Source organism: Actinomadura craniellae (assembly GCF_003289645.1).
GTDB classification, from domain to species: Bacteria; Actinomycetota; Actinomycetes; order Streptosporangiales; family Streptosporangiaceae; genus Actinomadura_D; species Actinomadura_D craniellae.
Genome location: NZ_QLYX01000010.1, coordinates 221,300 through 239,056, shown reverse-complemented (window position 1 = coordinate 239,056; position 17,757 = coordinate 221,300). Strand labels below are relative to the sequence as shown.

General features: G+C 74.1%; 14 protein-coding genes. 7 read left to right on the top strand and 7 right to left on the bottom strand.

Annotation, left to right across the window (positions count from 1 at the left end; genetic code table 11):
- The first annotated feature begins 12 nt into the window (after window positions 1–12).
- The 4 genes from DPM19_RS22125 to DPM19_RS22110 all read left to right on the top strand — a co-directional run bounded on the left by DPM19_RS22125 (window position 13) and on the right by DPM19_RS22110 (window position 2,581).
- On the top strand, window positions 13–1,044 hold the full coding sequence (locus tag DPM19_RS22125; RefSeq protein ID WP_111869881.1) for a potassium channel family protein: 1,032 nt from the start codon (window positions 13–15) through the stop codon (window positions 1,042–1,044).
- 135 nt (window positions 1,045–1,179) lie between these two features.
- Window positions 1,180–1,521 carry a helix-turn-helix domain-containing protein gene (locus DPM19_RS22120; protein WP_111869880.1) on the top strand — a complete coding sequence of 114 codons (342 nt, stop codon included), beginning with the start codon at window positions 1,180–1,182 and terminating at the stop codon, window positions 1,519–1,521.
- Entirely contained in the window at window positions 1,521–2,198 is a 678-nt protein-coding gene (locus tag DPM19_RS22115; protein ID WP_111869879.1) for a hypothetical protein, read from the top strand. Before DPM19_RS22120 ends, DPM19_RS22115 begins: the two co-directional genes overlap by 1 nt.
- A gap of 104 nt (window positions 2,199–2,302) precedes the next feature.
- On the top strand, window positions 2,303–2,581 hold the full coding sequence (locus tag DPM19_RS22110; RefSeq protein WP_111869878.1) for a hypothetical protein: 279 nt from the start codon (window positions 2,303–2,305) through the stop codon (window positions 2,579–2,581).
- A 68-nt stretch (window positions 2,582–2,649) separates the two neighbouring features.
- On the opposite strand, the gene panB is transcribed toward DPM19_RS22110, so the two are convergent.
- Complete coding sequence (panB, locus tag DPM19_RS22105; RefSeq protein ID WP_111869877.1) at window positions 2,650–3,519, bottom strand: 3-methyl-2-oxobutanoate hydroxymethyltransferase; 870 nt, start codon at window positions 3,517–3,519, stop codon at window positions 2,650–2,652.
- A gap of 229 nt (window positions 3,520–3,748) precedes the next feature.
- Here panB and DPM19_RS22100 point away from each other — a divergent pair, with 229 nt between their 5' ends.
- From DPM19_RS22100 to DPM19_RS22090, 3 genes are all read left to right on the top strand, one after another.
- A complete protein-coding gene (locus DPM19_RS22100) occupies window positions 3,749–5,329 on the top strand; it encodes an MFS transporter (RefSeq protein ID WP_111869876.1) in 1,581 nt (526 codons plus the stop codon).
- A 14-nt stretch (window positions 5,330–5,343) separates the two neighbouring features.
- Window positions 5,344–5,976: a TetR/AcrR family transcriptional regulator gene (locus DPM19_RS22095; RefSeq protein ID WP_111869875.1), complete on the top strand. Its 633-nt coding sequence runs from the start codon at window positions 5,344–5,346 to the stop codon at window positions 5,974–5,976.
- Between the two features lie 85 nt (window positions 5,977–6,061).
- Window positions 6,062–8,188, top strand: a complete 2,127-nt coding sequence (locus DPM19_RS22090) for a SpoIIE family protein phosphatase (RefSeq protein ID WP_233510631.1) — start codon at window positions 6,062–6,064, stop codon at window positions 8,186–8,188.
- Between the two features lie 4 nt (window positions 8,189–8,192).
- On the opposite strand, the gene DPM19_RS22085 is transcribed toward DPM19_RS22090, so the two are convergent.
- The 6 genes from DPM19_RS22085 to DPM19_RS22060 form a co-directional block, all read right to left on the bottom strand.
- Window positions 8,193–9,182, bottom strand: a complete 990-nt coding sequence (locus DPM19_RS22085) for a DUF6177 family protein (protein ID WP_111869873.1) — start codon at window positions 9,180–9,182, stop codon at window positions 8,193–8,195.
- On the bottom strand, window positions 9,179–9,580 hold the full coding sequence (locus DPM19_RS22080; protein ID WP_111869872.1) for a hypothetical protein: 402 nt from the start codon (window positions 9,578–9,580) through the stop codon (window positions 9,179–9,181). The genes DPM19_RS22085 and DPM19_RS22080 overlap by 4 nt, the downstream gene beginning before the upstream one ends.
- Complete coding sequence (eccCa, locus tag DPM19_RS22075; RefSeq protein WP_111869871.1) at window positions 9,577–13,584, bottom strand: type VII secretion protein EccCa; 4,008 nt, start codon at window positions 13,582–13,584, stop codon at window positions 9,577–9,579. Before eccCa ends, DPM19_RS22080 begins: the two co-directional genes overlap by 4 nt.
- Window positions 13,585–13,680: 96 nt before the next feature.
- Window positions 13,681–15,330: a MinD/ParA family ATP-binding protein gene (locus tag DPM19_RS35385; RefSeq protein WP_158566849.1), complete on the bottom strand. Its 1,650-nt coding sequence runs from the start codon at window positions 15,328–15,330 to the stop codon at window positions 13,681–13,683.
- Between the two features lie 10 nt (window positions 15,331–15,340).
- Window positions 15,341–16,666: an EsaB/YukD family protein gene (locus DPM19_RS22065; RefSeq protein ID WP_111869869.1), complete on the bottom strand. Its 1,326-nt coding sequence runs from the start codon at window positions 16,664–16,666 to the stop codon at window positions 15,341–15,343.
- A 53-nt stretch (window positions 16,667–16,719) separates the two neighbouring features.
- Window positions 16,720–17,688 (bottom strand): TNT domain-containing protein, encoded by a 969-nt coding sequence (locus DPM19_RS22060; RefSeq protein ID WP_111869868.1) that lies wholly within the window; start codon window positions 17,686–17,688, stop codon window positions 16,720–16,722.
- Window positions 17,689–17,757 lie beyond the last annotated feature (69 nt).

The following is a 17,757-nucleotide window of genomic DNA, read 5'->3' as shown; positions in this document are numbered from 1 at the left end:
TACCGTCGATCCGTGGTCGATGAAGGATCCGGGCGTCAGGCGAGGGTCCTGCTGCCCACACCGGTGGTGGGGCCGCTGCGTTCGGTGGCCACCCGGATCGGGTTGGCGTTCACGCTGCTGTTCGCGACGGTCCTCGTGGTGTACATCGGCCGCGCCGGCTACCGCGACTCCGCCGGCGGGCCGATCTCCCTGCTCGACGCCTTCTACTACGCCACGGTCACCATGTCGACCACGGGCTACGGCGACATCGCCCCGGTCAGCCCGGGCGCGCGGCTGATCAACGTCGTCTTCGTCACGCCGGTCCGGGTGCTGTTCCTGATCCTCCTGGTGGGCACCACCCTGGAGGTACTGGCCGCGCGCACCCGCCAGGACTGGCGGCTTTCCCGGTGGAGGAGCCGAGTGCAAGATCACATCGTGGTGGTCGGTTACGGCACCAAGGGCCGCAGCGCGGTCAAGACCCTGCTGAACACCGGGTGCGAGCGCACCTCGATCGTGGTGGTCGACCCCGACCCGCGGATGGTGGCCGAGGCCGCCGAGGCGGGCTTCGTCGGCGTGGTGGGCGACGCCACCCGCAGCTCCGTGCTGCGCCGGGCCGAGGTGGCGCGCGCCCGCGAGATCGTGGTCGCCGTGCAGCGCGACGACACCGCGGTGCTCGTCGCCCTCACCGCCCGGCAGCTCAACCCGGCGGCGGGGATCCGGGCCGCGGTCCGCGAGTCCGAGAACGTCCCGCTGCTGCGGCAGAGCGGCGCGGACTACGTGATCACCTCCTCCGAGGCGGCCGGCCGGCTGCTGGGGATGTCCACCACCCAGCCCAGCGTCAGCCAGGTCATCGAGGACCTGCTGGAGCAGGGGCGCGGCCTGGACCTGGTGGAGCGCGAGGTGCGCCTTGAGGAGGTCGGCAAGTCGGTCCAGGAGATGGGCGCTCCCGTGATCGCGCTGGTGCGCGACGGGAGGACGCTGCCGTTCGACAACCCGGCGTGCGCGCGGCTCGCCGCGGGCGACCGGCTGATCGTGGTCCGTTCCGCCGAGCACGCCAAGAAATAACGGCATCTCACCGGAGCGCGGGATGACTCCGGCGCGTCCAAGTGGTGCCATGGGGGTGGATGGCGGGCGGTTTGCCGGATTTCATCGAAACTGCTCCACACGGCCCGGAGATCGGCTACGACTTGGCAGGTGCGCATGAGGCAGAATCGGTCCACCGACCCGTGGAGTACGTTCCTGGGCCCGTCGGAGCGGCCCGGGGAGTCCGCGGCGCGGCGGTTCCCGGAGGAGTACCTGGCCGGGGAGCGCGAGCGGGGCACCGGTGACGACCTTGAAGACCTGCCCGAGTCCTGCCGCCGGGTGCTCGACGCGCTGACCGCGGCGCGCGGGCCGCTCTCCGTCGAGGCGTTGCACGACCGGCTCGGGCTGACCCTGCTGGAGATCGCCGACGCGGTGCGCGTACTCGACGGGCGCGGGCTGGTGGTCGTCCGCCGGGAGGGCGGCGAGGACCTGGTGGGCCTGGCCGGGGGCCGCGACTGATGATCGCGTATCTCATCGTGGCCACTTTGGGCGGCCTGGTGGGAATGGCCGAGCTGATCACGCGCTACCGCGACCGGCCGGCCTCACTGGTCCGGGTGCCGAGCACCTGGGCGTACGTGTTGCTGAACGCGGGGGCGGGGGTGGGGGCCCTGCTGCTGATCCGCACCTTCGGCTGGGACCTCGGTGCGCGCACCGCTTCGACGACGGCGGCGGCCCAGATGGTGGCGGCCAGCCTCGGCTCGATGGCGGTCTTCCGCAGCGCCCTGTTCACCGTCCGGGTCGGCGACGAGGACGTGGCGGTGGGGCCCAGCACGCTGCTGACCTCGCTGCTGGCCGCCGCCGACCGGGGGGTCGACCGGATGCAGGCCGAGACCCGCGTCCGGGAGGCCGAGAACTTCACCGAGATCTCGTTCGAGAAGGCGCGCCTGGCGCTGCCCACGCTCTGCCTCGCGCTGCTGCAGAACGTCTCGGCCGAGGACCAGGCGGACCTGCGTACCGCGGTCGACGCCCTGGCGGGCAGTGAGATGACCGACGCGCAGAAGTCGTTGAACCTCATCCTGCTGCTGATGAACGTCGCGGGTCCCGCCGTGGTCAAGGCCGCGGTCGGCCTCCTGGGCGACGAGATCGCCGTCGAGCCGGCAGGGCTCACCGCGGGCCCCGAGGAACTCCCGGCCTGACACCGTTCGGGGCGACACGACCCCGCGCGCACTTTCTGTAACTGTTCGACCTCGTGGTGTGATAGATAGGTGCCTGCTCTTCCCCCGACTCCCAGGAGAAGCACGTGCCTTCTACCAAGAACACGATCGCCGGCACCGGTGGTGCACTGCGCGGTGCGCTGGCGACCGCCGCTCTCACCGTGGCCGCGTTCGCGCTGACCGCGCAGCCGTCCGCCGCTTCGAGCGGCCCCCGGGCCGGCGCCCTGCCCATCGGGCAGGACGTCGGGGGCGGGAACGGCGGCCTGGTCAACCTCAGCGTCCTGCCCCATGCGTACAACGAGGACAACGACCGGCACACCGAGATCGGAAGCAGCCACGGCGAAGTGGACTCCGAAGAAGACTGACGGCAGCGCCTTCTCACCGGCTCGCGCGGCGTCACGGCGCCGCGCGAGCCGGTGAGGCGCTGACGGGGTCAGCGGTAGGTGTGCTCGGCGGTGGGGAAGGCGCCGCCGGTCACCTCGTCGGCGAAGGCGCGGGCCGCGTCCGACAGGACGGTGCCGACCTCGGCGTACTTCTTGACGAACTTGGCGGTGTGGGGGGTGAGCCCGGCCATGTCCTGCCAGACCAGCACCTGGGCGTCGCAGTCGGGGCCGGCGCCGATGCCGATGGTGGGAATGGACAGGGCCGCGGTGACGCGGGCGGCCAGGTCCTCGGGCACGCACTCCAGGACGACGGCGAACGCCCCGGCGGCCTCCAGCGCCTTGGCGTCGGACATGAGCTGCTCGCCGTCCTCGCCGCGGCCCTGCACCCGGTAGCCGCCGAAGACGTTGACCGACTGCGGGGTCAGGCCGAGGTGGCCCATCACGGGGATGCCTGCGGCGACCATCGCCTCGGCCTGGGGGAGCACCCGGGCGCCGCCCTCCAGCTTGACGGCCTGCGCGCCGGTCTCCTTGAGGAAGCGGGTCGCGGTGGCCAGCGCCTCGGCGGGGCCGCTCTGGTAGGACCCGAAGGGCAGGTCGGCGACGACGAGGGCCCGCTTGGCGCCGCGCACCACGGCGGCGGTGAGGGGGATCAGGTCGTCGACGGTCACCGGGATGGTGGAGTCGTAGCCGTAGACGACCATCGCGGCCGAGTCGCCGACGAGGAGGACGGGGATGCCGGCCTCGTCGAAGACCCGGGCGGTCATGGCGTCGTAGGCGGTGAGCATGGGCCACTTCTCGCGGCGCTCCTTGGCGGCGGCGAGGTCTCGCACGGTGACCCGGCGCCCGGCCTGGCCGCCGTACAGGGCGGTGGGCCGGCTGGAGCGGGCGGGGCCGGAGACGGCAGGGCTGTCAGCGGTCATGGTGAACCTCCGGTCTCGAGGCGCCACGGTGGCGTACCCGGACGTGAAAGATGATCCCACGGCCCAAACGGATGGAAAACCCCCGAGATTCCCGTTTTCGGGGCCCCGGCTGATCCGGCCAGATATCGAAACGCTACCGTTGCGTATCGCAAGTGTCGGGCGTACGCTCACCCCGGAACTCGCCAACCATCCACCTATGGACTGACATTCCTCGCTTCGAAGGAGAACCGTGGAGCAGCCCCCCTCTCCCGCCCCCTCCCCACCCGCAGGCCACCCCCGGCGCTGGTACATCCTCGGCGTCCTCGTCTTCAGCCTGCTGGTGGTGGTGCTCGACAACACCGTGCTCAACGTGGCGCTCAAGACCATCGCCGACCCGGGCGAGGGGCTCGGCGCCACACAGAGCGAGCTGGCCTGGTCGATCAACTCCTACACGCTGGTCTTCGCCGGGCTGCTGTTCACCTTCGGCGTGGTCGGCGACCGGCTGGGCCGCAAGCGCGTCCTGGTCGCCGGCATGGTCGTCTTCGGCCTCGCCTCGCTGCTGTCGGCATACGCGCAGACCCCCGACCAGCTCATCTGGGCCCGCGCGCTGATGGGCCTCGGCGGCGCCGCGATCATGCCGCAGACCCTGTCGATCATCACCAACGTCTTCGAACCGCACGAGCGCGGCCGGGCCATCGGCATCTGGGCGGGCGCGGTCGGGCTGGCGGTGGCGATCGGCCCCGTCACCGGCGGCCTGCTGCTCGACCACTTCTGGTGGGGCTCGGTCTTCCTGATCAACGTGCCGATCGTCATCGGCGGCGTGACCGCGATGTTCCTGCTCGTGCCCGAGTCCCGCAACCTGCACCCGGGCCGGCTCGACCCGGTCGGGGTGCTGCTGTCGATCGTCGGCCTGGTCGCGCTGTCGTACGGGATCATCGGGGGCGGTGACCGGGCCTCCTGGCTGGAGCCGGCCGTGCTCGGCCCCATCGCGCTCGGCGTGACGGTCCTGGCGCTGTTCGTCTGGCACGAGGCGCGCACCGACCACCCGGCCTTCGACGTGCGGCTGTTCCGCGACCCGCGGATGTCGACCGCCGTCGGCTCGATCGCGCTGTGCTTCTTCGCCACCTCCGGCGTCTTCTTCTTCACCTCCTTCTACCTGCAGTCGGTGCGCGGGCTCAGCCCCGCGGAGTCGGGCGCGATGCTGCTGCCCTTCGCCGCCGCCCAGCTGATCTTCTCCCCGCGCAGCGCCGCGATGGTCCAGCGGTTCGGCACCAAGGCGGTGTGCGCCGTCGGCCTGCTGCTGGTGGCGGTCTCGCTGGTCGCCTACCGGTTCATCGACCAGGACACCTCGCTGTGGGTGATCGGCGCGATGTTCTTCGTCCAGGGCGCGGGCATGGCCAACGTCATGCCGCCCGCCACCGAGTCGGTGATGTCCGCGCTGCCGCGGGAGAAGGCCGGCGCCGGCTCCGCGATCAACAACACCGCCCGGCAGGTCGCGGTGGCGCTGGGCGTGGCGATCCTCGGCTCGGTGGTCGCCTCGATCTACCGGTCCGGCATGGACGACCACCTGGCCGCCCTGCCCCCCGGGGCCCGCGCGACGGCGACGGAGTCGATCGAGGGCACCCTGGCGGTGGCGTCCCGGCTGGGCGCGGCCGGGAACCGCCTGATCGAGCCCGCGCACGCCGCGTTCCTCGACGGCATGCACGCCGCGGCGCTCGGCTCGGCCGCGGTGGCCTTCATCGGCGTCCTGGTCGTCCTGCGCTGGATGCCGGGCCGGGCCCGGGCAGCCGAGGACACGCTGATCGAGGACCGCGAACCGGCCCAGGTGTGAGAGCGTGACGGGCCATGAGCGTTGAGCGGACGAGCGGTACGCGGGCGCCGGGTCGGCCGCGGAGCGAGCGCGCGGAGCGGGCGATCCTGGCGGCGACGCTGGACCTGCTCGCCGAGGCGGCCGGGGTCGCCGCCGTCTCCATCGAGGCGGTGGCGGCCCGGGCCGGGGTCGGCAAGACCACGATCTACCGGCGCTGGCCCAACAAGGAGGAACTGATCGTCAGCGCGCTGGCCGCCGCCAAGGGGCCGCTGCCCGACCTCCCGCCCGGGGAGTCCGCGCGCGAGAACCTGCTCGCGCTGGCCCGCGCGCTCAGCGCCGAGCAGGGCACCAAGCACATCCGGTGCTTCTGGAACGTGGCCGGCGGCGCGGAGAAGCACCCCGAACTATTCGCGCGCTACCGGCAGGTGGTGATCGAACCGCGGCGTGAGGTGTTCCGCGGGGTGCTCCGCCGCGGCATCGAGTCGGGCGAACTGCGGCCCGGCATCGACGTCGAGATGACGATCTCCGTGATCGTCGGCTCGATGACCATGCAGGCGAGGGCATCCGCCGCACGGGACGTGGCACCGGAGGATTTCGCCGAAGGGGTCGTGGACCTGCTGCTTCAGGGGATTTCCGCGGAGGGTGACGGGGCGGCCTCGCGGCGGTAATCGTGATCTTCCCCCTTGTGGGCTTGTGATACCCCATACTTGGCCAAGGGAGCGGTAGGACGACCGGTTGTCAGGAGCGCGACAGGTGAGATCCGTGATGGCGCCGGCGGGCGAGACGCCCGCCACCGTTTCGGCGTCCAGAACCCTGGTCTTCGGCATCGGCCACTCGGGCGAGATCATCCAGTGCGGGCAGAACGTCCCCGGGCTGCTCGGCTACGAGGCCGGCGACCTGCTCGGCAGGTCGGCCCGGGTGCTGGTGGACGAGGAGAGCCCGGAGGCCGGAGAGAAGGTCGACCGGCTCCTGGAGGCGATCACCGCCGGCCAGGAACGCTCCGAGACGCTGACCATCAAGGGGCGCGACGACGACGCGGTCACCGGGGCCGTCGCCACCGTCGAGCCGATGATGGCGACCGGCTCCGGCCCGGCCGGGATGCTCTACATCCGGGTGCCGCTGGCACAGAGCCAGCGCTTCCAGGACGCCAGCCACATGCGCCGCGCGCTGCTCGACGACGCCCTGCCCCGGCTGGGCGCCTCGCTCGACCTCGACCAGAGCGCCCGCGGGCTGATCGACGCGCTGGTCCCGCACTTCTGCACCACCGCCACCGTGCTGGTGCTGGAGAGCCTGGTCGCCGCCGACGAGGTGCAGAGCGAGAAGCGCGGCGGCTCGACCGTGCTGCGCCGGCTGGCCGTCACCTCCGACGACGGCAACCCGATGTGGGAGTCCACCTTCCCCACCGGGGAGGTGCTGGTCTACCCCGAGGGCACCCCGTACCGCGAATGCCTCGACACCGCCCAGCCGGTGCACCTGCCGACGGTCGACGCGGCCGAAGCCGCCGAGATCGCCAAGGTGTGGCGGCGCCCGCCGGTCGCCGAACTGCTGAGCGACGTCTCGATGGTGCTGCTGCCGCTGATCGCGGACGGCACCATGCTCGGTGTCCTCGTCTGCACCCGGGTCCAGGGGTTCCGGCGGTTCGACCCGTGGGACGTCAAGCTCGGCGAGGACTTCGCGCATCGGGCGGCGATCGTCATCGACAACGCCCGGAAGTTCAGCCGGGAACGTGCCACCGCACTGGCCCTGCAACGCAGCCTGCTGCCCAACCGGCTGACCGCGCCCACCTCGGTGGAGGTACGGCACCGCTACCTGCCCGGCAGCAAGCTGGTCGAGGTCGGCGGCGACTGGTACGAGTCGATCGCGCTGCCCGGCGCCCGGGTCGCCCTCATCGTCGGTGACGTGGCCGGGCACGGGGTCAAGGCGGCGGTCACCATGGGGCGGCTGCGCACCGCGCTGCACACGCTGGCCAACCTGGAGTACCCGCCGGCCGACGCGTTGCACGTGATGCACGAGCTGATGATCGACCTGGGCGAGCAGGAGCCGCACTTCGCCACCTGCGTGTACGCCGTGTACGACGCCACCACCGGCACCCTGGAGATCGCCTCCGCCGGACACCTGCCGCCGCTGCTGGCCGGGCCGGGCGGCGACAGCGAGTACCTGCAGATCCCTCCGGCGCCCCCGCTCGGGGTGGCGGGCGGCGCGACCATCGAGAGCCGCGAGTTCCAGGTCGAGGACGGCAGTCTCTTCGTCATCTACACCGACGGGCTGGTGGAGAACCGGGGCCGCGACATCGACGACGGCCTGTCCCGGCTGCGCGGGATCTTCGCGGGCGACACGCACGACCGGCCGATGGAGGACCTGGCCAAGGCCACCCTGGACGGCGTCTACTCCGACCAGCACCGCGACGACATCGCCGTGCTCATCGCCCGGCTGCGCCGGCTGCCCGACGACCACCGCGCGTCCTGGACACTGCCCGCCGACCCGGCGGCGGTCCGCCGCGCCCGCGGCCTGGTCCGCGACCAGCTCGACAGGTGGGAGCTGGGCTCGCTGTCCTACACCACCGAGCTGCTGACCTCCGAGCTCATCACCAACGCGCTGCGCTACGCGCCCGGCCCGATCGAGCTGCGGTTGCTGCGCGAACGCACCCTGGTGTGCGAGGTGCTGGACCGGTCCGCCGCGCTGCCCCGGCTACGGCACGCCGAGGACCACGAGGAGAACGGGCGCGGCCTGCTGGTGGTCAGCCAGCTCGCGCACCGCTGGGGTACCCGCCGCACCGCCACCGGCAAGGTCGTCTGGTGCGAGCAGGTCATCCCCGGCATCGACCCCGAGCCGATGGAGCCCCCCGGCAGCTGGCCCGGCGAGAGCCACCACCGCGAGTAGCGGGCTACTGGGCGGGGCCGAGATGCCGCAGCAGCGCGGCGAACTCGGTCCAGTCGCCGGGAGCGTCGTCCTCCAGGGGGTACCAGAGGGCCGGCTCGTCCGGGTCGCCGATCGGCCGGCCGCCCACCGGGGCGGCCAGCGCGTGCTCCAGGCCGACCTCCGCGACACCCGCCGGGCCGATCGCCAGTCCCACCGGAGCCGGGGCGCCGCACCACCGCGGGACGTAGGTGAGGTCGGCCGGGCCCGCGGTTCGCTGGACGGTCATCGTCTGCAGCGTCCCCCGGGCGGCGAGCTCCCCGGCGAGTTCCGCCAGGTCGTCGAGCGGGGACGGCTCGTCCGCGGCCCGCCCGGTGACGAACATGACCGCTTCCGTGACCCCCGAGGTCACCCGCGACACCTGGTGGGTGCCGATCAGGTTCGGCCCGGTGAAGACCAGCCGGGTCGGCTGCGGTGACCGGCGCCGGCACAGCTCGGTCACCTCGGCGGGCAGCCACCGCGACAGGGTGGGTTCGCCGGTGCCCCAGGCGGTCGGCTCCGTCCCGGCCAGCCGGTCGGCCAGCAGTTCGATCGTCTGGCCGAGCTCCAGCTCGGCGGCGGCCGGATGCAGCACCCGCAGATCGACGAGCAGCTGCGCGCCCAGGTCCGGCACCGGCCGGGTGAAGGCCGGGGAGGGGCCCGCCGAGCGGGCGGTCCCGGCGTCCACGGGGGCGAAGGCCGCGCCGTTCCACTCCAGCGGCATCCCGGAGAAGCCGTCGTAGTAGCCGGCGTCGCCGGGCTCCTGCACCACCCACCGGGAGCGGGAGATGTTCAGCGCCATCCGCAGCGGCAGCGTGATCCGGGAGTCGTCCGGGGTGAGCACCTGGAACGCCAGCCCGCCGCGGGCGCAGGCGGCCATGGCGTCGATCAGCCAGGACGACAGCGGGACCAGCGGGCGGTCCTGGATCACCACCGCCGTGCGGGCGGTGAGGATGTCGACCGCCGGATGCGCGCTCACCGGCCCCCCTCACCGGGGCCGGGGCCGGGGTCGGCCGGGGCGGGCCGGGCCGACCACACCCGGCCGCCGAGCCGCCGGACGAGGTCGTCGGCGAACCGGTGGGCGAGGGCGGCGGGCCGGTCCCCGTCCCCGGACGCCCGGACCTCGACCCACCAGTAGGGCACGGTCAGCCCGTCCGCCGCGCCGGGGCCGAGCAGCCGCTCCACCTCGCCCTCGACGTCGACCCGCTGCGCGGCCTCGATGTTGAGCAGCGGCCGGCCCTCGTCGTCGCAGAGCTGGATGACGGCGCCGGAACCGGCGCCGCGCACCCGCAGCGCCGGGCTCGCGTGCGCCATCGCGTCGATGGCGGCCCGGATGTTGGGGGCCTTCGCGGTCAGGGCGACCAGGTCGTAGGTCACGTTCCTCCCTCGGATCGCGCCAGCGCGGTCTGGACGAGCCGGGCCGCCTCGCCCCGCCGGATCCACTGGCCGCGCCCGGCCGGCTGGGGGCTGGCGTAGATCCGGCCGATCAGTTGCCCCTCGGTGCGGTCGCCGGACATCAGCAGCGACGCCGTGCCGCTCTCCCGGACGCCCTGCACCAGCGGGTCGTACAGGCCCCGGGCGGCGCCCGCGACCCGCCGGGCCAGCACGAAGTGCAGGCCGATGTCGGGCCCGCCGGCCACGAACGGCAGGAACGGGGCCAGCGGCTGCTGCCCGGCGCTGGTCAGCATGTCGTAGTCGTCGGCCAGCACCACGATCCGCGGCGAGGGCGGTTCCGTGGCGGCCTCCGGGTCGTCGGACAGCCGTCCCTCCAGTTCCTTGGCCACGCCGCCGGCCAGGCCCGCGGCCAGCCGGGCGTTGGCGGCGTACCCGCCGAGGTAGGGCTCGGGGACGACGTCGCGCAGCGTCCGGCGCGGGTCCATGACCGCGAACACCAGTTCACCGGGGGAGTACCGGTCGATCAGCCCGCCGACCAGCAGCCGCAGCAGGTTGGTCTTGCCGCACTCGCCGTCGCCCAGCACCAGCAGGTTCTGGTCGCGGTCGAACAGGTCGAGCAGCACCGGCTCGTGCGCGCTCTCGTCCACGCCGATCGGCACCAGCCGGGGCTGGTCGGCCGGGCCGGGCAGGGCGGCGGCGGGCAGCCGGTGCGGCAGCACCCGGACGGGCGGCGCCGCCTCGCCCTGCCAGGCGTTCCTGATCGCCCGGGCCGTCTTCTCCACGGCCTCGCCGAGCCGGGACGCGTCGGCCACCCCGTCCACCCGGGGCAGCGCCACGTGCCCGAAGAGCTTGGTGTCGGTGAGCGCCCGCCCGGGCTGGTCGGCGCCGATCGTCTCGGCCAGCTTCCGCTCCACCGTGGAGTCGGACGGGTCGTTGAGCCGCAACTCGACCCGCTGCCCGAAGTTGGACTGCATGGCGATGCGCACGTCGTTCCAGCGGAGCATCCCGGCGACGAGGTGGATCCCGTACCCGCCGCCGCGCTGCATCAGGTCGGAGACCATGTCGTCGATCTCCTCGAAGTCGTTGCGGATCGAGCCGAAGCCGTCCACGCACAGCACCACGTCGGCGCAGGGCAGCTCGGGGACCTCGCCCGCCGCGTGCATCGCGCGCAGCCGCTGGACGGAGTCGATGCCGCGGTCGCGGAACACCTCCTGGCGGTGCTCCAGCATCCCGCGGATCTCCTCCACGGTGCGCCGGACCCGCTCCCGGTCGGTGCGCCCGGCGACCCCGCCGACGTTCGGCAGGGCCGACAGTGCCTGGAGGCCGCCGCCCACCAGGTCGAGCGCGTACACCGCGACCTGGTCCGGCGTGTGGGTGAGCGCCAGCGACATCACCAGGGTGCGCAGCAGCGTGGTCTTGCCGGTCTGCGGGCCGCCGATGATCGCGATATGGCCGCCCGCCGCCGTCAGGTCCAGGTTCCACGTCCCCTGCCACTGCCGGCGGGCGTCGTCGAGCAGCCCGATCGGGACGTGCAGCGGCGCGAGCCGGACCGGCAGCCGCATGCCCCGCCCGGTGACCGCCACCGGGCCGGTGACGGCGTCCAGCGTGGTCGCGGCGGGCAGCGGCGGCAGCCAGATGTTCTGGATCCGCCGCCCGTGCCGGGCCAGCCCGCCGACCATCACGTCCAGCAGGGTGGGGCCGACGGTGCGCTCGGGCAGCGCCTCCTCGGCCTCCCCGGACCCCTCGGGACCCCCGGCCGTGATGCCGGGGGCCGGCCCGCCGGCCGAGCCCGCCGTGTTGTAGGCGGTGTAGGGCAGCACCGGGACGGGTCCGGCCGGCTCCTCCTCCTCGGCGGCCACCTGGCCGCGGTACGGTCCGGAGACGTAGCCCGCCTTGAACCGCTGGTAGACGCTGGTGTCGACCTTGAGGTAGCCGAAGCCCGGCAGCGCGGGCAGGTGGAAGGCGTCCGGGGTGTCCAGGACGGTGCGGCTCTCCTCCTCCGAGAACGTGCGCAGCCCCAGCCGGTAGGACAGGTAGGTGTCGAGCCCGCGCAGCTTCCCGCCCTCGATCCGCTGGCTCGACAGCAGCAGGTGCACGCCGATGCTGCGCCCGATCCGGCCGATGGACAGGAACAGCTCGATGAAGTCGGGGCGGGCGGTGAGCAGCTCGCCGAACTCGTCGATGATGACCAGCAGGTGCGGCAGCGGCGGCAGCTCGGGCCGGTGCGCCCGCTGGTAGGCGTAGTCGCCGATGTTGGCGATGTTGCCCGCGTCCCGCAGCACCTGCTGGCGCCGCTGCACCTCTCCGGCGAGGCTGGCGTAGACCCGTTCGATCAGCCCGGCGTCGTCCTCCAGGTTGGTGATCACTCCGGCGACGTGCGGCAGGTCGGCGAACGGGGCGAAGGTGGCGCCGCCCTTGTAGTCGACCAGCACCATGCTGACCCGCTCCGGGGGGTGCCCGGCGGCCAGGGCCAGCACCAGCGTCCGCAGCATCTCGCTCTTGCCGGACCCGGTGGCGCCCACGCACAGCCCGTGCGGGCCCATGCCGAGCTGCGCCGCCTCCTTGAGGTCGAGGATCAGCGGCCGGCCCGCGTCGTCGACGCCGATCGGCACCCGCAGGAAGGCCCGCTCGCCGCGCGGCGCCCACAGCCGGGAGACGTCCAGGTCGCCGGGGTCCCCGATGCCCAGCAGGGTGGGGTAGTCGACGCTGCCGCCCTCGGCGGCGGTCTCGTCGATCGACTCGCGGGAGAGCCGGAGCGGGGCGAGCATCCGGGCCAGCCCGGCGAGGGCCGGCGCGGGCACGTCGTCGAGGACGCCGGTGAGTGTCAGCGGCGTCTCGCCGCGCAGGTCCTCCACCCGCACCCGCTCGCCGTCCACCGTGATGCGGACGTTCACGTCGCCGGGCTCGTCCACCTGGTTCTCCACCAGGTGGATCACGGTGGCGGCGAGGTCGGCCGGGGCGAGGGCCGGGTCGGGGCGCATCAGGTCGTGCGCCACCGAGCCGTGGGTGTCGTGCACCACGACCAGGCGCCGCATCAGCCGGTGCGCGTCCCGCCGGCCGACCCCGCGCATCACCTCGGCGGCGAAGCCGGAGCGCTCGCGCAGGTCGTCGGCGAGCAGCGCGCCGAGCCGGGCCGGGGTGGGGGCGATCAGCCGGGCGCCGACGCGGCCGTCCCTGCGGTGCGGGTCGATCGCGTGCGGCAGCCACTTCAGCCAGTCCCAGTCGGCGGCGCGGTCGGCGGCGTGCGCGACGGCGAGCGCGGCGTCCTCGGCGGAGTGGAAGGCGGTGAACTGGGCCAGCAGCGCCCGCATCACCCGCATCACGTCGTCGCGGGAGCCGATCACGCTGATGTCGCCCGCCAGGTCCAGGGGGACGGTCAGCGGCATGTCCGGCACCGTCTCGAAGCGCCGGATCACGGCGTACGCCTCCGACCGCATGAACGGGTCGGTGGGGGTCAGCGCGGTGCCCTGCTCGCTGAGTTCCAGGGGCCGGCCCGGCATCAGCCCGGTGCCGATGCGCACCCGCAGGAAGTCGCGGTGCCGGCGGCGCCGCTCCCACAACCGGGTGGGGTCGCGGACCACGTCGTAGAGCGCTTCGGGCGGCGGGTCGAGCACTCGCGCGCCGGCCCGGGCGGCGCGCTCCTCCTGGCCGAGCTCGTCGCGTAGCCCTTCCAGGTAGTCCAGGTACAGCTCGCGCTGGGCGCGCCGCTGCCGGCCCACCTGGCCGCGCCGGGACAGCAGCATTCCCGCGCCGGCGACGACGGCGACGACCAGGACCAGCGCGCCGAGGACCAGGAAGGCCGGGTTGCGCAGCACCGTCATGATCGTCAGCGAGCCCATCATGCCGACCATGGGCAGGACGGCCATCAGCTGGTTGCCGCCGGCGTTGGCCTCGGGCAGGGTGGGCGGCGCCTCGACCTGGCGGGGGTCCCGCTCGGCCGGGGGGTAGACGGTGCGCGCCGGCCGGTGGACGATGCGGGTCGTCACCACCACTCCTGACATATCTCAGTTGAATGACACCCATATCTGGATATCTCGGGGTCCGAGAATGAGGGTATTGCTTTCGCCGCGGCGTGGGGCGTGTCAGACCTCCAGCGCGCGGCGAAGCGCTCCGGCGGCGAGACGAACGGCCGTGACGCGCGTGGCGTAGCCCATCAGCCGGGGGTCGAGGGCGGTGCCCACGGCCACATGGCGGTCGTAGCCCAGCCGCTGCACCCCCGCGCCGGCCTCGCCCAAGATCCCGGCGGCCCCCTCCAGGTCCAGGGCCTGCTTCGCCGCCGGGCTCTTGACCGTGAACACGACCAGGGTCCGGGCGGCCAGGTCGCCCAGCCCGCGCGACCGCTGCCAGTCCAGCACCCGGCCCACGGCGGTCGCCCCGTCCGGGGTGGTGGGGGCGACCAGGATCTGGGCGTGCGCCCCCGCCAGCACCGTACGGTTCAGCTCACTCAGCGGATCGGCGCCGCAGTCGGTGATGGTGACCCCGAAGAAACGGCTCAGCGGGACGGCCACCGCCTCGTACACGGCCGGCTCCAGGGAGCTGTCGCGCACCTCGCCCAGGGCGGCGGGGAGCACCCACAGCCGCTCCCCGCCGCCCTGGGCGAGGTAGGGCCGCACGTCCTCGAAGCCGCCCCCGACCACGCCGCCGCGGGCCAGGTCGTCGATCGCGTGCTCGGGGGCGGCACCCAGCCGCAGGGGCAGCGACCCCAGGTCCGGATCGACGTCCAGGGCCAGCACCCGGTCCTGCCGGTAGTGGGCGAACACGCTGGCGATCAGCGCGGTGACGGTGCTCTTGCCGGCGCCGCCGCGCACCCCCATCACGGCGATCCGGCGGCCGGTGGTGATGGGGCGCTGCACCTGTTCGCCGAACTCCGCGATCGACTGCACCTCAGCCGAGGGCTGGAAGGCGCGCAGCATCCCGTGCCCCACCCGCCGCAGCCGCGAGTCGCCGTGTGCCCGGCTCCGCACCAGGTCGCCGGGGACGGGCCGCTGCCCCGGCCGTTCCAGGGTCCCTTCCGCCGTGGCGTTCGCCGCCGGAGGAGCCGGCGGGCGGGGTGCTTCGACGGGCTCGTGGACCACTGGCCCGGGGGGTGCCGGGGGAGGTGGTGCCTCCGGTGGTGCGGGCGGTGCCTGCGGGACGTCGGCCGCGTCCGGTGGTGCGGTCGCCGGGGGACCGGCGGACACCGTGGGAGCCGGGAAGGGCGGTGCCGCGGGTGGCGGCGTGGCCGGGGGATCGGCTGCCTCGGTGGGCGCCGGTCGCGCCTGAGGGGCGGGTGCCGGCACCGGGGAGGCGGGCGGTTCCGCGGGCGCGGGTGACGCGGGAGGGGTCGGCGCGGGGAGGGCGGTCTCCGGCGGCCGGAAGGAAACGGTCTCCGCCGGCCGGGGCGAGGGTGCCTGGGGGCGGGCGGTCTCCGGCGGTCGTGGGGGAGCGGCGGAGGGCTTCCGGGGTGGGCGCGCGGGGGTACCGGACCCGGGGGTGACCCGCATGTCCTGGGTGGGGACGCGGGCTCCCGGCGGTGGAGTCGTGGGGGCCTGCGGCGGGGCGGGCTCGGCGTACCACTGCGCGGCGGCGGGGGACATCGGCTGCGCGGCCGGCTGGGCGGGCGGGTCGTTGCGGGTCGCCTCGGGATCGGGGGAGGGCTTCTTGCGGAGCGGCACCCGGGGTGGGTCGATCCGGGTGGCGTCGGGGTCGGGCCGGCGCTCGCCGTCCGATCCGTCCGGGCGGGGATCAGCCACTGCGCTCCCCTCAGAAGGTGCCGAGCAGGCGCTCGAAGACCCCGAAGGTCCCGATCGCCACCGGCACGATTGCCACCACCGCCATGGCCTCGATCCGGTTCATGATCCGTCGAAGCCGGGCCCGGACATGCTCGGGCTGCTCGGTGGCGAGCACGACGACCGGGATCACCAGGCCGGCCAGCAGCACGGCCAGCGCCGGGCCGAGCGCCCAGGACGCGTGCTCGGCCCACGCCCAGGCCACCCGCACCACGATCAGCAGCGCCGCGGCGAACAGCGCGGCCTTCTCCAGCACCAGCGGGAACATCCGGGCCCGCCCGGCCACCACCAGGGCGAGCAGCGCGGACAGCGCGGCGGTCCACCCGCCGAACCGTTCGGTGGCCGCCACCCCGGCGGCGGCGGCGGCCACCGCCACGGCCACGGTGGCGATCACCATGCTGTGGTGCGCTCCGGCCAGCGCGCTCAGCACGTCCCCCCGGGCCACCGTGGCGCCCGTGCTGCGCCGGTCGTCCAGCGACGTCAGCCCCGACAGGGTCAGCGCGGTGCGCAGCAGCAGGCTGAGCAGGACCACGCAGGTCAGCGCCAGGACCGCCGCGGTGTGCTCGGCCGCCAGCCCGAACGCGGCGCACAGTGCCGCGGCCAGGGCGAGCACCAGCGTCAGCACACCACCGATCAGCCCGCCGCGACCCAGCGGGGAGGTCGCTCCGAGACCGGTGACCAGCAGCCCCGCGACGAGCGCCGGGCCGGCCCAGCCCGTCCAGCCGGGCCACTCGTACAGATCTCCGGCGAACCACAGGGCGAGCCCCGCCAGCGCGCCCCCGCCGAGCGTGAGCGCGGTGCCGAGCGGTTCGCGGCCGAGTATGCCGAGCGCCGGGCCCGCGATCAGCAGCAGTGCGGCGGCGGCGCCGACGGCGGCGAGCCCGCCCGCGTGCGGCAGCCCGGAACGGACCAGAACGCCCATCGCGGCGAGCAGGACCACCAGGGTGCCGGTCGCGCTCCACCGGGCCGCGCCGGGGCCCCAGCGCCACGCCCGTCCGTCCAGCGCGTCGCCGACGGCCTCGGGGACCTCGTGCACCACCGGGGCGGGCAGCGGTTCGTCCGACCGGACCAGCCGGAGGACGGCGCCGTCGGCGATCCCGCGGTCGGCGAGGGTGCTGTCACCGTCCAGCACCTCGCCGGTGGCGGTGGCGAGGTGGCGCAGCCGGGGCGGCTGCTGGACCGGGTCACCGAGCAGTTGCAGGACGTCGGGCATGAGGGCGCCGACCGGTTCTCGTGCGGGGAGCACCACGTCGACCCGGCGCTGTTCGCCCACGAGAGTGACCCGGCTCCACGCGGCCATGGTGTCCCTTCGTTGTTGGTTTCGGTGGGTTTTCGGGAGGTCTGGCGCCGTGCTCATCGGGGGACGGTGGGCGCCGTGACGCGTTCAAGGTAACCGTTCCGTAGCAGCCAGCGGACGCTCGGCAGCACGGGCGGGCGGGGGAACAGTCCGGGGCTGACGGTGAGCCGCGCGGCGCCGCCGGTGGCCGGGATCGAGGCGGCCACCTGGAACGGCCGGGCCACCCGGTAGCGGCGGTAGCCCGACGGCACCCCCGGGTCCACGGTGGCGCGGGCCGACTCGGGCAGCCCGCGCCCGGTGAACGGGACGCCCGCCGGGAAGAGTGTCGACCCGCTCTCCTGACCGAACAGGTCGACCAGCCGCCCCTGGGTGAGCGGGTAGGTGACGGTGCTGCCGCCGCCCGCCGCGATCTTGGCCCGGACGTCCGCGGTGAGGGCGGCGCTCTGCCCGGGGAGCCCGGCCTCCTGGGCGGGGGTGAGGGCGCGCGGCGGGTTCTCCTTCACCACGAGCTCGCCGTACAGCCAACGGTACGCCTCGTCCTCGGTGGCGAACTCGGCGCCGGTCCGGCCCTGCCGGTACTCGACGATGCCGACGGAGAAACCGTTCTGGCCGCGGGCGAGCACGTAGTAGCTGGACGTCCGGTCGGCCGGCGGCCGCTGCCGGCCGGGCAGCACATAGAGGTCGCGCGGCACCTGCGCCTGGTCCAGCGCGTTCTGCAGCATCGGCAGGGTGACCTGCACGCCCACCCACTCGGCCGGGACGGGCGCGGCGCCGGTGTCCGGTGCGGGCCCCTGGGACTGCTGGGCACGGGCCTTGCGCTGGGTGTCGAGCTGGTTGCGCAGGAAGGACCAGCCGAGGGTGCCGGCGCACACGACCGCCGCCACGCAGAGCCCGGCGAGGATCTTGGTGATGTTCTCGTCGAGGGTGCGGCGGGAGCGCTCGGGGCCGAACAGCAGGGCCTCACGCAGCCGGCGGCGGCGCACGGCCACCGACTCAAGGAGCTGGGTGTCGTAATCGCGGGCCACCCATACCTCCTCTCGCCGCGACCCTGCGGGTGGACACACGGTAGCGGGAGGGGTGCGGTTCGCGCGCAC

Coding starts and splice junctions, on each gene's coding strand:
- DPM19_RS22115 (WP_111869879.1), top strand. CDS start 1,521: ATGATCGCGTATCTCATCGTGGCCACTTTGGGCGGCCTGGTGGGAATG.
- DPM19_RS22120 (WP_111869880.1), top strand. CDS start 1,180: ATGAGGCAGAATCGGTCCACCGACCCGTGGAGTACGTTCCTGGGCCCG.
- DPM19_RS22095 (WP_111869875.1), top strand. CDS start 5,344: ATGAGCGTTGAGCGGACGAGCGGTACGCGGGCGCCGGGTCGGCCGCGG.
- DPM19_RS22065 (WP_111869869.1), bottom strand. CDS start 16,666: ATGGCCGCGTGGAGCCGGGTCACTCTCGTGGGCGAACAGCGCCGGGTC.
- panB (WP_111869877.1), bottom strand. CDS start 3,519: ATGACCGCTGACAGCCCTGCCGTCTCCGGCCCCGCCCGCTCCAGCCGG.